We start from the raw sequence: 14,117 nt of genomic DNA, 5'->3' as shown, positions 1-14,117 counted from the left end.
GGTCTCTGCCGGCCGCCCTGGGGCGATTTGACATATCGGTAAATCCCGATATTATCGCGTCATGGAACTGCTCGACGTATTCAAGGCACTCTCGAACCGCACACGCCTCGAGATCCTCAAAGGCCTGAAAGACCCGGTGAAACACTTTCCTCCGCAGGACGAAGGTGACGTTCACACCGTGGGTGTCTGTGTGAGCAGTATCCAGGAAGGCGTGGGGTTGTCGCAGTCAACGGTGTCCGACTACCTGGCCACCCTGCAGCGTGCAGGCCTGGTCGAGGTCCGCCGCATTGGCCAGTGGACCTACTACAAGCGCAACGAAACGGCCATCAGCGCGCTCGCGGAGCTGATCGGGAGCGAACTGTAGGGTTTGCTTTTATCTCAATATATCGGCATTTCCCGATATCCCGTTTTAACGAAACCACGGAGCAATCACCGAGGTGCCTGCCAGGCGCCCAGAACCAGAAAGGCAGTTTGATCCCACTTATTATATCGATATTTCTCGATATCCCTTTTTATCGAAGCGAGGAAACACCATGAAAGCGTTAATACTGGATGCCTTCGGCGGCCCGGATGCGTTCGTCTATCGTGACACCGCCAAACCGGTGCCAAAGGCCGGGCAGGTGCTGGTCCGGGTGCATGCCACCTCCGTCAACCCGCTGGACTACCAGGTCCGCCGCGGCGACTATCCCGACCTGGTGCCGCTGCCGGCCATCACCGGGCACGACGTCTCCGGCGTCGTCGAAGCCGTCGGGCCTGGGGTGACGGCGTTCAGCCCCGGTGACGAAGTGTGGTACACCCCGCAGATCTTCGAAGGCGCCGGCAGCTATGCCGAATACCACGTCGCCGCCGAAGGCATCGTCGGCCTGAAGCCGCCGTCGCTGAGCCATCTCGAGGCGGCAAGCCTGAGCCTGGTCGGCGGCACGGCCTGGGAGGCGCTGGTGGTCCGCGCGGCGCTCAGGGTGGGCGAGAGCATCCTGGTGCATGGCGGTGCCGGCGGAGTCGGTCATGTGGCGATCCAGCTGGCCAAGGCCATGGGCGCCAGGGTCTTTACCACGGCGCGCGAAGCGAACGCCGAATTCGTGCGGCGCATGGGCGCCGATGTGGTCATCGACCACGAGCGCCAGGACTATGTCGATGTCATCCTCAAGGAAACCGCAGGCCATGGCGTCGACGTGGTGTTCGACACCATCGGCGGCGATGCGCTGTCTCGCAGCCCGGACGCCCTGGCCCAGTTGGGCCGCGTGGTGTCGATCGTGGACATTGCGCAACCGCAGAACCTCCTGCAGGCCTGGGGCAAGAATGCGAGCTATCACTTTGTCTTTACCCGCCAGCAGCGCGGCAAGCTCGATGAGCTGAGCGCGCTGGTCGAACGCGGCCAACTGCGGCCACATGTGGGCGCCGTCTACCCCCTGGCCGACGTTGCGCTCGCCCACGCCCGGCTGCAAAGCCCCAACAATGGCCTGCAAGGAAAGATCGCCATTGCGGTCGTGCCTGCGAACACCCCAGCCAGCGTTTGACGCCCCCATCACCCAACGAGAACTGCCATGATCTACGAAATCGCCATACTTCCCATCCAGCCGGCACATATCGACAGCTTCAGGCACGCCTTCGCCGAAGTGGCCCCTCTGCTCAGCCGGGCCAATGGGCACATCAGCCACCTGCTCGCGCAAGGGATCGAAGCACCCTATCAATTCAACCTGATCGTGCAGTGGCAATCCCTCGAGGATCACACGCCTGGCTTCGAGGCCAGTGAAGATCACCAGGTCTTCATGGCCCACCTGTCGCCGTATTTTTCCGAGGAGCCCACGGTTTATCATGTCCAGGGTGGCACGTTCGAGACGCGCTCCACCTCAGGCCCGGCTGATGACCGGCTGAACGATAAACGCCTCAATTCATAGACGGCCGCCATGGCGGCCAGCACAGGTCGCCATGGAAGTCCTACGCCGTCGCATCGAAACCCAGGTAATGAGCCTCACCGGGCTGGCCCTCGGCCAGCTCGACCTGGAATCGCCCAAAGGCGATCCCGGCCTGTTCGGCCCACAGAGCATCAGCTGGCGGGTACATGGCGACTTCCCCAGCATGCTGGTGGGCGGGATCAGCGCGTTGATGCTGCAACTGCTGCACCCGCTGGCATTGGCCGGGGTGTGGGATCATTCGAATTTCCGTCAGGACCTGTTAGGACGCCTGCGCCGCACCAGTCAGTTCATCTCCGGCACCACCTTCGGCTCCACCCGCGACGCCGAGTGGCTGATCGACAAGGTCCGCACCATCCACCTCAAGGTTACCGGCACCGCGCCCGACGGCCGCCCCTATGCGGCCAGCGCCCCAGACCTGCTGACCTGGGTGCATGTGGCCGAAGTCAGCAGCTTCCTCGCCGCCCACTTGCGCTATCGCAACCCCCGCCTGCCGCGTGCCGAACAGGACGCCTACTACGACGAGATCGCACTGATCGCCGAACGCCTCGGTGCACGTGACGTGCCACGCTCCTGCGCCGAGGTCGACGAGTACCTGCAACGCATGCGCCCACAACTGCAGTGCGACGCACGCAGCCTGGAGGTGGTGGACATCCTGCTCAAGGCCCCGGCGCCCAGCCGGATGGCAGAACCGGTGGGCAAGCTGATGCTCAAGGCCGGCATCGACCTGCTGCCAGAGTGGGCTTGCGCCATGCTCGGCCTGCACCTGGGCGCGGTCGAACGGCGCATGATCCGCCTGGGCCTGGACAACACCGCCCCGGTACTGCGCTGGGCCATGCGCGACGGTTCGGCGCACCGAGCACGGCGGCGCATGGGCCTCGAATGAGGTATTTTGCTCCGTTCATCGGAACCGATTTAACGTGCCATACTCCAAGCACTCCAGCCTGATACAGACGATGCGACACATGCCCAAAGGATTGACCCGCGCTATCGGCGCACTGCTGGCCCTCGTGGCCCTGTACGGCCTGCTCGGCTTTTTCATTCTTCCAGGTGTCGCCCTGCGCATTGCCAACCAGCAGTTGGCGCAATACGCCACGGTGCCGGCACACCTGCAGCGCATCGAGCTCAACCCGTTCAGCCTTGAGCTGACGCTCTGGGGTCTGCAGATCGGCGAACCCGGCAAGGAGCAGGTCGGCTTCGAACGCCTGTACGCCAACCTCGCCCTCGACAGCCTGTGGACCAAGGCCCTGCGCCTCGACGCCGTGGAACTGGACAAGCCGCGCACCGAGCTGCTGTTCGCCAAGGACGGCAGCCTCAACCTGACCCAGCTGTTCAAGATTCCGCCGAGCGAGCCCAAGCCGGACGAGCCGCCCAGCGATCCGTTCCCGCTGCGCATCGCCAGCATCAAGCTCAGCGAGGGCTACCTGCACTTCCAGGACCTGCGCCCGAGCGAGCCGATCGAGTTCCTCTACGACTCGATGAACCTGGAACTGAAGAACCTCAGCACCCTGCCCGACGACAACGCCGACATGACCCTGGTGGCCAACGGCCCGTCAGGTGGGCGCATCGACTGGAGCGGCACCCTGAGCCTGACGCCGATCGCCTCCGAAGGCACCCTCAAGGTCACCGACGGCAAGATGAAGCTGTTCTGGCCTTATGTGCGTGACGCCGTGCCGCTGGTGCTGGAAGACGGCATGGTCAGCCTCGACACCCACTACAAGCTCAACCTCGCCAAGGAAACCGAGTTCCTGCTCGACAACACCTCGGTGCGGGTCGCGCCCTTTGCCATAAAGGCCCCGGACGGTCGCCCGCTGGCCCGCCTGGCCAGCCTGGAAGTCAGCGAGACCTCCATCGACCTGGCCAAACAGCTGGTCACCGTCGGCAAGATCCGTAGCGAGAAGCTGGAGACCTGGGCAGCCCTGGAGAAGGACGGCCAGCTCGACTGGCAGAAGCTGTTCGCCAGCCAGCCCGCCAAGGCCACGCCGAAGGAAAAGGCCGAGCCCGCCGCCGCCGAGCCGACCCCTGAAGAGCAGGCCGCCAAGGAGCCGGGCAAGCCCTGGCAGGTCCTGCTCAAGGATGTGCAGGCGCGCAACTACCTGGTCCACCTGGCCGACCGTAGCCAGAAGGAGCCCGTGGCCCTGGATATCGGCCCGCTCAACCTCGACCTGCAGAACTTCGACAGCCTCAACCAGTCACCCTTCACCCTCAAGCTCGACACCGGCGTGGGCAAGCAGGGCAAGCTGCAGGCCGCCGGCCAGGTCAACCTGGCACCGGTCACGGCGAAACTCGACGTGGCCACCCGCGACATCGACCTGCGGGTCGCCCAGGCCTACATCAGCCCGTTCATCCGCCTGGAGCTGCGCAGCGGCATGCTCTCCAGCGACCTCAAGGTCGACCTCAAGAGCACCGAACCACTGGCCTTCAGCATCACCGGCAAGGCCCAGGCCAACCAGCTGCACACCCTGGACACCATCAAGAACCGCGACTTCGTCAAATGGCAGCAGGTCAACGTCGATGGCCTGTCCTACGTGCACGGTGATGCCCTGTCGATCGACAAGGTCACTCTGCTGCAACCCTATGCGCGCTTCATCATCAACGAAGACCGTACCACCAACGTCGACGACCTGCTGATCCCGCAACCCGCGGACAAACCGGCTGCGGCGCCGAGCAAGTCGGCGGCGTCCGGCGGTGGCAAGGAACTGGGCATTCGTATCGGCCAGATCAGCATCAATGACGGTTCGGCCAACTTCGCCGACCTGACCCTTACACCCAACTTCGCCACCGCCGTGCAGCAGCTCAATGGCCAGATCGGCACCATCGACAACCGCAAGCCGCTGCCGGCCAAAGTGGACATCAAGGGCAAGGTGGACCGCTACGCGCCGGTCACCATCAAGGGCGCGCTCAACCCGTTCAACCCGCTGGCCAGCCTGGACATCGCCACCAGCTTCAAGCGTGTCGAGCTGACCACCCTCACCCCCTATTCAGGCAAGTTCGCGGGCATGCGCATCCGCAAGGGCCGGCTGAACCTGGACCTGCACTACCTGATCACCAACGGTCAGCTCAAGGCCGAGAACAAGGTAGTGATCGAGCAATTGCAACTGGGCGAGAAAGTCGACAGCCCGGACGCCGTGGACCTGCCGATCCGCCTGGCGGTGGCGCTGCTCAAGGACACCGAAGGCAGGATCTCCATCGAGCTGCCCGTGTCGGGCGACCTCAACAACCCGCAATTCAGCGTGATGCCGATCGTCTGGCAGACCCTGCGCAACCTGGTGCTGCGCGCGGCACAGGCGCCGTTCAAGCTGCTCGGCGGGCTGGTCTCCGGCGGCGGCGCGCAAGACCTGGGCAACGTCTCTTTCGCGGCGGGCTCCAGCGACCTGACCCCTGATGTGCAGGCCTCCCTCGACAAGCTCGCCTCAGCCCTCAAGGCACGCCCCGAACTGCGCCTGGAGATCGAAGGCACCGCCGCCCAGAGCAGCGACGGCCCGCTAATCGCCCAGCAGCGCCTGGAGCGCGAGTACCAGGCCACCTGGTACAAGATCCTCCAGCGCCGCGGCGACAAGGTACCGGCCAACGCCTCGCTGCTGGTGGTGGACGACAGCGACAAGCCGGCAATGCTCGAAGGCATCTACCGTACCCGCTTGAAACAGCAGCCCCCGGCTGAATGGCAGGACCTGAGCCGTGACGAGCGTAGCGCCAAGCTGCGCGAGGCGGTGATCAAGTCCTGGGCGGAAAGTACCGTGCTGCTGCGCAATCTGGGCCAGGAGCGGGCCAGCAGCATCAAGGACTACCTCGTGGACAAGGGCCAGCTGGAAGATGACCGGGTGTACTTCATCGACACCAACCTCGGCCAAGCCGAGAGCGATGGCCGCGTGGTGACGCCGATGCACCTGGATGCCGAGTAAAGCATCTCGACCCAATCGCCCTCATCGACGGCTTGCCGGCGATGAGGGTAGCGCTGGCGATCAATACCATCAGGCCAGCCGTTGCCCCGACACCGCCGGGTGATACAGCGGCTGCACCTTGTTCCCCGCCGGGTCCAGCAAATGGAAGCTGCGCGCCCCATCGCCGTGATTGAACGGGCGATCCAGCAACGTCACGCCATGGGCCTTGAAGTACTGGTACCAGTCTTCCAGCTCCTCCACGCTGTCGACGATGAAGCCATAGTGGTCCAGTGTCTGCAGCCCATTGGCCGCCCCTGCTCCGCGCCCCAGTGACAAGTTGTCGTTGCCACAGGTCAGGTAGACCAGGTCTTCATTGGCGCGGTTCAGCACCTCCATGCCTAGAACATCCACGTAGAAGCGCTCGCATTCCTCCAGATTGGGGACCAGCAAGGCGATATGACGCAGGCCATTCAGGCGGCCTGGTCGCACAGGTAGTTGGGACATGATCGCGACTCCTATTTTTGTATACAATTCAGAAAAGAATTTAAAACAAAAGGAGATTCCTGTGTACTGTCTGTTTATCAAGACCCGCGTGAAACCCGGTACTGCCGAAGCCTTCCTCACTGCAATCAAGGCCAACGCCGCCGCTTCGGTGGCTACCGAACCGGGCTGCCTGGTGTTCGATGTGGCCCAGGATCGGGAAAATCCAGATGTGATCTACCTGTACGAGATCTACCAGGACGACGCTGCGTATGAGACCCATACCCAGACCGCGCATTTCCGGGACAGCAGGCCGCTGGTGGAACCGTTGATCGTGGAGCAGGTGTGCTTCGAGAGCGATGTGATCGCACGCAATCCGGTGAACTGAAGCGCGCCTGCATGAGCGCAAGCAAAAGCCCCGGCTAATGCCGGGGCTTTTGCTTGAAGGGGTGGCCAAATCCTTTTGGCCGACGGGACATTCCTTATTCCGACTTCAGGCCATCAGCAGACACGGCCTGCACGCCCTTGATCTTTTTGGCGATGGCAACCGCCATCTCCTTCTGCGCATCGGTAATGGCCACGTCCGAGGACAGGGACACTACGCCTTTGTTGGTTTCGACCTTGATGTCGCTGCCTGGCACGCCTTTCTCGGTCATCAAGTCGGCCTTCACCTTGGTGGTGATCCAGGTGTCGGAAGTAGCTTCCTTGGCTTTGGTCACCTCACCGGCCGCCAGCGTCATCGGGGCCTGGGTGGACTGGGCAGCGAACGCCGCGTTAGCCATGGTCAGGGTCAGAGCGGTGGCAGTAGCGGCAGCAATGGCGAACTTCTTCATGTGGGTCACTCCTGTTTTTTCGAAAGGTCTGCGCCGTGGTTCCTGGCGTCAGGTAGAAGTGATGTTGCAGGGCGTGTGCCAGCTTTTTGATTTTATTTTTTATCTTTTAAATCAATAAGTTAACAATTAACCACTAGATAGCTGGTCGTGCATTTTGCAAGCCCGGGCAAAATCCTGCATGCAAGATGCAAGTCCACAAGACAAAGCCGCAGGCATAAAAAAAGGACCCCGAAGGGTCCTTCCTTTCAGCCTGGGAAGGCTTAGACGCCCGATGCCTTGGCAGCGGCAACGTCCTTGATCGACAGCTTGATACGGCCGCGGTTGTCCACGTCCAGTACCAGCACTTCGACTTCCTGGCCTTCCTTCAGCACGTCGGTGACTTTCTCGACGCGAGCATCGCTCAGCATGGAGATGTGCACCAGGCCGTCCTTGCCCGGCAGAATGTTGACGAAGGCACCGAAGTCGACAATGCGCTCGACCTTGCCGACGTAGATCTTGCCGATCTCGGCCTCGGCGGTGATGCCCAGGATGCGCTGCTTGGCAGCGTCCGCGGCTTCCTTGGTCTCGCCAAAGATCTTGATCGAGCCATCGTCTTCGATATCGATCGAAGCCTTGGTCTCTTCGCAGATGGCGCGGATGGTGGCGCCGCCCTTGCCGATGACGTCACGGATCTTGTCGGTATCGATCTTCATCGCGATCATGGTCGGGGCGTTGGCCGACAGCTCGGTACGCGACTCGCCGATGATCTGGTTCATCTGGCCGAGGATGTTCAGGCGCGCTTCCAAGGCCTGGCCCAGGGCGATTTCCATGATCTCTTCGGTGATGCCGTTGATCTTGATGTCCATCTGCAGCGCGGTGACGCCTTTGGCGGTACCCGCTACCTTGAAGTCCATGTCGCCCAGGTGGTCTTCGTCACCCAGGATATCGGTCAGGACGGCGAACTTGTCACCTTCCTTGACCAGGCCCATGGCGATACCGGCAACCGGTGCTTTCATCGGCACGCCGGCGTCCATCAGGGCCAGCGAGGCGCCGCAGACCGAAGCCATGGAGCTGGAACCGTTGGACTCGGTGATTTCCGACACCACGCGGATGGTGTACGGGAACACGTCGGCGGCCGGCAGCATGGCCTGGACCGAACGACGGGCCAGACGGCCGTGGCCGATTTCGCGACGACCGGCACCGCCCATGCGGCCACACTCGCCCACCGAGAACGGCGGGAAGTTGTAGTGCAGCATGAAGGGGTCTTTCTTCTCGCCTTCGAGGGTGTCCAGCAACTGGGCGTCACGGGCAGTACCCAGGGTCGCGACGACCAGGGCCTGGGTTTCGCCGCGGGTGAACAGCGCCGAACCGTGGGTCTTCGGCAGAACGCCGACTTCGATGTTCAGCGGACGCACGGTCTTAGTGTCGCGACCGTCGATACGCGGCTTGCCGTTGACGATGTTTTCGCGAACGGTGCGGTATTCGATTTCGCCGAAGATCTCTTTGACTTCGCCGGCCGACGGTTGGCCTTCTTCGCCGGAGAACTTGGCAATGGCTTGGTCACGCAGCTCGCCCAGGCGCGCGTAGCGGTCGGCCTTGACGGTGATGGTGTAGCCCTGGGAAACGGCTTCGCCGAATTCAGCACGGATGGCGTTGAACAGCTCAGTGTTGGCAACGGCAGGTTTCCAGTCCCAGGTTGGCTTGGCAGCTTCGGCAGCCAGCTCTTTGACCGCCTTGATCACGGCCTGGAATTCGTCGTGGGCGAACAGCACGGCGCCCAGCATCTGGTCTTCGGTCAGCTCCTGGGCTTCGGATTCGACCATCAGCACGGCGGACTCGGTACCGGCAACGACCATGTCCAGGCTCGAGGCAGCCAGTTGCTCGTAGGTCGGGTTCAGCAGGTAGCCGGTGCTTTCGTGGAAGGCGACACGGGCGGCGCCGATCGGGCCTTCGAACGGAATGCCGGAGATGGCCAGGGCAGCCGAGGTACCGATCATCGCGGCGATGTCCGGATCGGTCTTCTTGCTGGTGGAAACCACGGTGCAGACGACCTGGACTTCGTTCATGAAGCCTTCAGGGAACAGCGGGCGGATCGGACGGTCGATCAGGCGCGAGGTCAGGGTTTCCTTCTCGGAAGGACGGCCTTCACGCTTGAAGAAACCACCTGGGATCTTGCCGGCGGCGTAGGTCTTTTCCTGGTAGTGCACGGACAGCGGGAAGAAGCCCTTGCCCGGATCAGCCTGCTTGGCACCGACCACGGTCACCAGTACGGTGACATCGTTGTCGACGGTGACCAGCACGGCGCCGGTGGCCTGACGGGCAATGCGGCCCGTTTCGAGGGTTACGGTCGATTGACCGAACTGGAATTTCTTGATTACCGGGTTCACGGTTTCCTACCTTTTTCAGTGGCTCTTGGGGGAACTGGTTCTTGCGAATTCTTGGGCAGAACGGGGAATCGGCCCCATTGACCGTCCAGATACAACACGAGGCTGGGAGCCTGGCGCCGGGCGGATGAACCGCACGACGGACCAGGCTGCCAACCTCGCAGATCGCGTGGCGTGTCCAACGCCAGGGTTGCCGGGCAACCCTGCCGATGCATGCGACACGCCATGCAACACCACTGGCCAGGCCGCTATTAGCGACGCAGCCCCAGGCGACCGATCAGGGCGCTGTAACGGGTGGTGTCTTTGCCCTTCAGGTAGTCCAGCAGCTTACGACGCTGGTTGACCATACGGATCAGACCACGACGGGAGTGGTGGTCTTTATCGTTGGCCTTGAAGTGGCCTTGCAGCTTGTTGATGTTGGCGGTCAGCAGAGCAACCTGCACTTCCGGGCTACCGGTATCGCCGGCGGCTTGCTGGTATTCGGCAACGATCTGAGCTTTTTCTTCGACGCTGAGGGCCATTTGGCTTCTCCTGATAAACGGATCCCGCGAACGGTCTCCAATAGGCCAGGGACAAGTCCCCGTATTAAAAAGAAGAGGTGTGACCGTGCCTAATAACAGCCACCCTCGTATCCACCGGTTTCAGCCGAAGCCTCTGCCCGTGGTTCCGGTCATTCCGACCGAATCAGCCGACGCGGCGCGATGCGCCCGTCTTCGCTCACTTCACCGATACCGATGAAGCGACCATTGTGATCCTGTACCCGAACCATGCCAAACTGCGGCGCGTCCGGCGCACGTACCGCCTGGCCATGCAGCCAGTAGAACGCGCTGTGCTCGGACAGCAGCACCAGTGGCCAGTCCTGCAGCCCGCTGTCCGAAGGCATGAGGAAGCTATCAAGCGCTTCGTTGCCGCCTTCGGCATGGGCTTGCTCGAGTTCCTCGAGCGTCACCGTTTGTGCCAGCTCGAAGGGGCCCGCCTGCGTACGGCGCAGTTCGGCGACATAGGCACCACAGCCCAGCGCCTCACCGATATCCTCCACCAGGGTGCGAATATAGGTGCCTTTGCTGCATCCAACCGACAGGCGCGCACGGGTGCCTTCGCACTCGAGCAACTCCAAGCGGCCAATAGTAACAGAACGCGCCTCGCGCTCCACTACCTCTCCTGCACGTGCCAGCTTGTAGAGCGGCTGGCCATCGCGCTTGAGGGCCGAGTACATCGGCGGCACCTGAAGGATTTCACCCTTGAAACGCGGAATCACGGCCTCGATGTCGGCGCGACCAACGGTTACTTCGCGGGTCTGCAGGACCTCGCCTTCGGCGTCCGCGGTGGTGGTGGTCTGCCCTAGCTGCATGACCGTCTCGTAGCCCTTGTCGGAATCGAGCAGGTACTGGGAGAACTTGGTCGCCTCACCAAAGCACAGTGGCAGCACGCCGGTTGCCAGCGGATCGAGGCTGCCGGTGTGGCCGGCCTTTTCCGCGTTGAGCAACCAACGAACCTTCTGCAGGGCGGCGTTGGAGGTGAATCCCAACGGCTTGTCGAGCAGGATGATGCCGCTGACATTGCGGCGGATACGTTTGACCTGGGCCACCGTTTACTCCTTGGCGTCCAGCTCGTCGGCATCCTTGTGCAGGCGGTCTTCGGCCACCGCACGCTCGATCAGCGCAGACAGGTGGACACCACGGCTGACGCTTTCATCGAAGTGGAAGTGTAACTGTGGCACGCTGCGCAGTTGCATCGAGCGCCCCAAGTGCAGGCGCAGGAAGCTGGCGGCGCTGTTCAGCGCCTTGAGCGACTGCTTCACTGCGTCGGGCGTTTCTTCGCCCATGACGGTGATGAAAACCTTCGCATGACCCAGGTCACGGCTGACGTCGACAGCGGTGATGGTCACCAGACCGACACGCGGGTCTTTGACTTCACGGCGGATCAGTTCTGCCAGCTCACGCTGCATCTGATCGCCGATACGTTGGGTACGGCTGTATTCTTTTGCCATTCTTGCTACCTGTAACGTAAAGCGGCAAACGCCCGGTCAGGCTTAAGCCTGACCGGGCGCTACCTTCAGAGGCGCCGCCAGCCGCCTTGCGACGGGGCCTGCACCCGGCTCGGCCCTTACAGGGTGCGAGCCACCTGGACTTTCTCGAAGACTTCGATCTTGTCGCCGACCTTGACGTCGTTGTAGCTCTTGACGCCAATACCACACTCCATGCCGTTACGCACTTCGGAGGCGTCGTCCTTGAAGCGACGCAGCGATTCCAGCTCGCCTTCGAAGATCACCACGTCATCGCGCAGTACGCGAATCGGACGGTTGCGGTACACGGTACCCTCGATGACCATACAGCCTGCGATGGCGCCGAACTTCGGCGAACGGAACACGTCACGCACTTCGGCCACACCCAGGATGTTCTCGCGAACATCGCTGCCGAGCATGCCGGTCAGGGCCTTCTTGACGTCTTCGATGATGTCGTAGATCACGTTGTAGTAACGCATATCCAGACCTTCCTGCTCGACGATCTTGCGCGCACCGGCATCGGCACGCACGTTGAAGCCGAACAGCACCGCGTTCGAGGCCAGTGCCAGGTTGGCGTCGCTCTCGGTGATACCACCGACGCCGCCACCAATGACGCGTACCTGAACTTCGTCATTGCCCAGGCTGCCGAGCGAACCCTGCAGCGCTTCGAGGGAACCACGCACATCGGTCTTGAGGACGATGTTGAGGGTCTTCTTCTCTTCCTGACCCATGGTCTCGAAGATGTTTTCCAGCTTGCCGGCGTGAGCACGGGCCAGCTTGACCTCGCGGAACTTGCCTTGACGGAACAGCGCAACTTCACGCGCTTTCTTCTCGTCAGCAACCACCGACATCTCTTCGCCTGCGTCCGGTGTGCCGTCCAGGCCAAGGATCTCGACCGGGATCGACGGGCCAGCTTCCTTCACAGGCTTGCCGTTCTCGTCGAGCATGGCACGTACGCGGCCATAGTTGGAACCGACCAGGACCATGTCGCCCTGACGCAGGGTACCGTCCTGAACCAGGATGGTGGCCACCGGGCCGCGGCCCTTGTCCAGACGCGACTCGACCACGACACCACGACCAGGAGCGGTCGGAGTGGCCTTGAGTTCGAGGATCTCGGCCTGCAGCAGGACAGCTTCGAGCAGTTCGTCGACGCCGGTACCCATCTTCGCCGAAACCTTGACGAACGGCGTGTCACCACCCCAGTCCTCGGAGGTCACGCCTTCGACCGACAGCTCGTTACGGATGCGATCGAGGTCGGCACCCGGCTTGTCGATCTTGTTCACGGCGACAACCAGCGGAACGCCAGCCGCTTTCGCGTGCTGCACGGCTTCGCGGGTCTGCGGCATCACGCCGTCGTCCGCCGCCACCACCAGGATGACGATGTCGGTCGCCTTGGCACCACGTGCACGCATCTGGGTAAACGCAGCGTGGCCCGGGGTGTCGAGGAAGGTGACCATGCCACGGTCGGTTTCGACGTGGTAGGCACCGATGTGCTGGGTAATACCACCGGCTTCGCCGGCGGCAACCTTGGCACGACGGATATAGTCGAGCAGCGAGGTCTTACCGTGGTCAACGTGACCCATGACGGTCACGACCGGCGCACGCGATGTGGTCTCGCCTTCGAACTTCAGCGATTCGGCCAGGGAATCTTCCAGGGCCGTGTCGCTGACCAGGGTGACCTTGTGGCCCAGCTCTTCGGCGACCAGTTGAGCGGTCTCCTGATCGAGCACCTGGTTGATGGTGACCGGAGTACCCAGCTTGAACATGAACTTGACGACTTCAGCGGCCTTGACCGACATCTGTTGCGCCAGTTCCGAGACGGTGATGGTCTCGCCGATGGTCACGTCACGAATGACTGGACCGGTCGGGTTCTGGAAGCCGTGCTGGTTGCGCTTCTTGCCTTTGCCCTTGCCGCCGCGACCACGACGGAAACCATCGCTCTCTTCGTCGGTGGTGCGTGGCGCTGCACGTGGAGTCGGAGCCTTTTCCTTCTCCTTGACCTTGACCTTGACCGACATGCGCGGCGCTTCGCCACGACCGGCCGCAGCCGGGCCACCACCGCGACGATCGTCATCGCGGGTACGGCTTTCGTTACGACGGCTCTCGTCCTTCTTGCGCTCGGCGGCACGAGCGGCGGCGTCTTCGGACACCGGCGCGTTGGCCATTACCGGGGCTGCAACAGGTGCAGGCTCGGCCTTGGCCACTGGTGCAGCGGCCGGGGCCTCGGCAGCCTGACGGCGGGCCTGCTCCTCGTTGCGCTGGCGCACTTCGGCTTCAACCTTTTCGCGCGCGGCGTTTTCGGCGGCGCGGCGCTCTTCCTGCTCACGCTTCTGCTCAGCCTGGATTTCCTCCGGGCTGCGCTGCACGAATACTTTCTTCTTGCGTACTTCTACGCTGATGCTCTTGCTACCGGCGACACGCAGAGTGCTGGTGGTCTTGCGCTGCAAGGTGATCTTGCGCGGCTCTTCCGCCTTGCTCTTGTGGCTGCTCTTCAAATGAGTCAGCAGGGTCTGCTTCTCATTGTCGGTCACTACCTGACCGGCGTCGGTGTGCGGCAGACCTGCCTCACGCATCTGCTGCAGCAGGCGCTCTACCGGTGCCTCGACCTCTTGGGCCAGTTCTTTCACCGTGACTTGCGTCAT

General features: G+C 62.5%; 13 protein-coding genes. 6 read left to right on the top strand and 7 right to left on the bottom strand.

What is annotated here, in order from left to right:
- Positions 1-61 precede the first annotated feature (61 nt).
- The 5 genes from K5H97_RS03570 to K5H97_RS03550 all read left to right on the top strand — a co-directional run bounded on the left by K5H97_RS03570 (position 62) and on the right by K5H97_RS03550 (position 5,815).
- Positions 62-364 (top strand): ArsR/SmtB family transcription factor, encoded by a 303-nt coding sequence (locus K5H97_RS03570; protein ID WP_028691241.1) that lies wholly within the window; start codon positions 62-64, stop codon positions 362-364.
- 169 nt (positions 365-533) lie between these two features.
- A complete protein-coding gene (locus tag K5H97_RS03565; protein ID WP_028691242.1) occupies positions 534-1,517 on the top strand; it encodes a zinc-dependent alcohol dehydrogenase family protein in 984 nt (327 codons plus the stop codon).
- A gap of 27 nt (positions 1,518-1,544) precedes the next feature.
- Positions 1,545-1,898, top strand: coding sequence for an antibiotic biosynthesis monooxygenase family protein (locus K5H97_RS03560; RefSeq protein ID WP_028691243.1), 354 nt, complete (start codon positions 1,545-1,547; stop codon positions 1,896-1,898).
- 31 nt (positions 1,899-1,929) lie between these two features.
- Positions 1,930-2,799 carry an oxygenase MpaB family protein gene (locus K5H97_RS03555; RefSeq protein WP_028691244.1) on the top strand — a complete coding sequence of 290 codons (870 nt, stop codon included), beginning with the start codon at positions 1,930-1,932 and terminating at the stop codon, positions 2,797-2,799.
- Between the two features lie 79 nt (positions 2,800-2,878).
- On the top strand, positions 2,879-5,815 hold the full coding sequence (locus tag K5H97_RS03550) for a DUF748 domain-containing protein (RefSeq protein ID WP_028691245.1): 2,937 nt from the start codon (positions 2,879-2,881) through the stop codon (positions 5,813-5,815).
- Between the two features lie 69 nt (positions 5,816-5,884).
- Here K5H97_RS03550 and K5H97_RS03545 read toward each other — a convergent pair whose 3' ends face one another.
- The gene (locus tag K5H97_RS03545; RefSeq protein WP_028691246.1) at positions 5,885-6,298 is read right to left on the bottom strand and encodes a VOC family protein; all 414 of its coding nucleotides are present in this window, start codon (positions 6,296-6,298) and stop codon (positions 5,885-5,887) included.
- Positions 6,299-6,359: 61 nt separating this feature from the next.
- Here K5H97_RS03545 and K5H97_RS03540 point away from each other — a divergent pair, with 61 nt between their 5' ends.
- The gene (locus tag K5H97_RS03540; protein ID WP_028691247.1) at positions 6,360-6,662 is read left to right on the top strand and encodes a putative quinol monooxygenase; all 303 of its coding nucleotides are present in this window, start codon (positions 6,360-6,362) and stop codon (positions 6,660-6,662) included.
- Between the two features lie 94 nt (positions 6,663-6,756).
- On the opposite strand, the gene K5H97_RS03535 is transcribed toward K5H97_RS03540, so the two are convergent.
- The 6 genes from K5H97_RS03535 to infB form a co-directional block, all read right to left on the bottom strand.
- On the bottom strand, positions 6,757-7,107 hold the full coding sequence (locus K5H97_RS03535) for a BON domain-containing protein (RefSeq protein WP_028691248.1): 351 nt from the start codon (positions 7,105-7,107) through the stop codon (positions 6,757-6,759).
- Between the two features lie 260 nt (positions 7,108-7,367).
- Positions 7,368-9,473 carry a polyribonucleotide nucleotidyltransferase gene (gene pnp / locus K5H97_RS03530; protein ID WP_028691249.1) on the bottom strand — a complete coding sequence of 702 codons (2,106 nt, stop codon included), beginning with the start codon at positions 9,471-9,473 and terminating at the stop codon, positions 7,368-7,370.
- Between the two features lie 248 nt (positions 9,474-9,721).
- Positions 9,722-9,991 (bottom strand): 30S ribosomal protein S15, encoded by a 270-nt coding sequence (rpsO, locus tag K5H97_RS03525; protein WP_003249971.1) that lies wholly within the window; start codon positions 9,989-9,991, stop codon positions 9,722-9,724.
- 149 nt (positions 9,992-10,140) lie between these two features.
- On the bottom strand, positions 10,141-11,058 hold the full coding sequence (gene truB, locus K5H97_RS03520; protein ID WP_028691250.1) for a tRNA pseudouridine(55) synthase TruB: 918 nt from the start codon (positions 11,056-11,058) through the stop codon (positions 10,141-10,143).
- A 3-nt stretch (positions 11,059-11,061) separates the two neighbouring features.
- Positions 11,062-11,460 carry a 30S ribosome-binding factor RbfA gene (gene rbfA, locus K5H97_RS03515; RefSeq protein ID WP_028691251.1) on the bottom strand — a complete coding sequence of 133 codons (399 nt, stop codon included), beginning with the start codon at positions 11,458-11,460 and terminating at the stop codon, positions 11,062-11,064.
- Positions 11,461-11,576: 116 nt separating this feature from the next.
- Entirely contained in the window at positions 11,577-14,117 is a 2,541-nt protein-coding gene (gene infB, locus K5H97_RS03510; RefSeq protein ID WP_028691252.1) for a translation initiation factor IF-2, read from the bottom strand.

Origin of the sequence: Pseudomonas mosselii (assembly GCF_019823065.1) — a bacterium.
In the GTDB taxonomy this organism is placed as follows: domain Bacteria; phylum Pseudomonadota; class Gammaproteobacteria; order Pseudomonadales; family Pseudomonadaceae; genus Aquipseudomonas; species Aquipseudomonas mosselii.
This window is presented reverse-complemented; position numbering and strand designations above follow the sequence as displayed.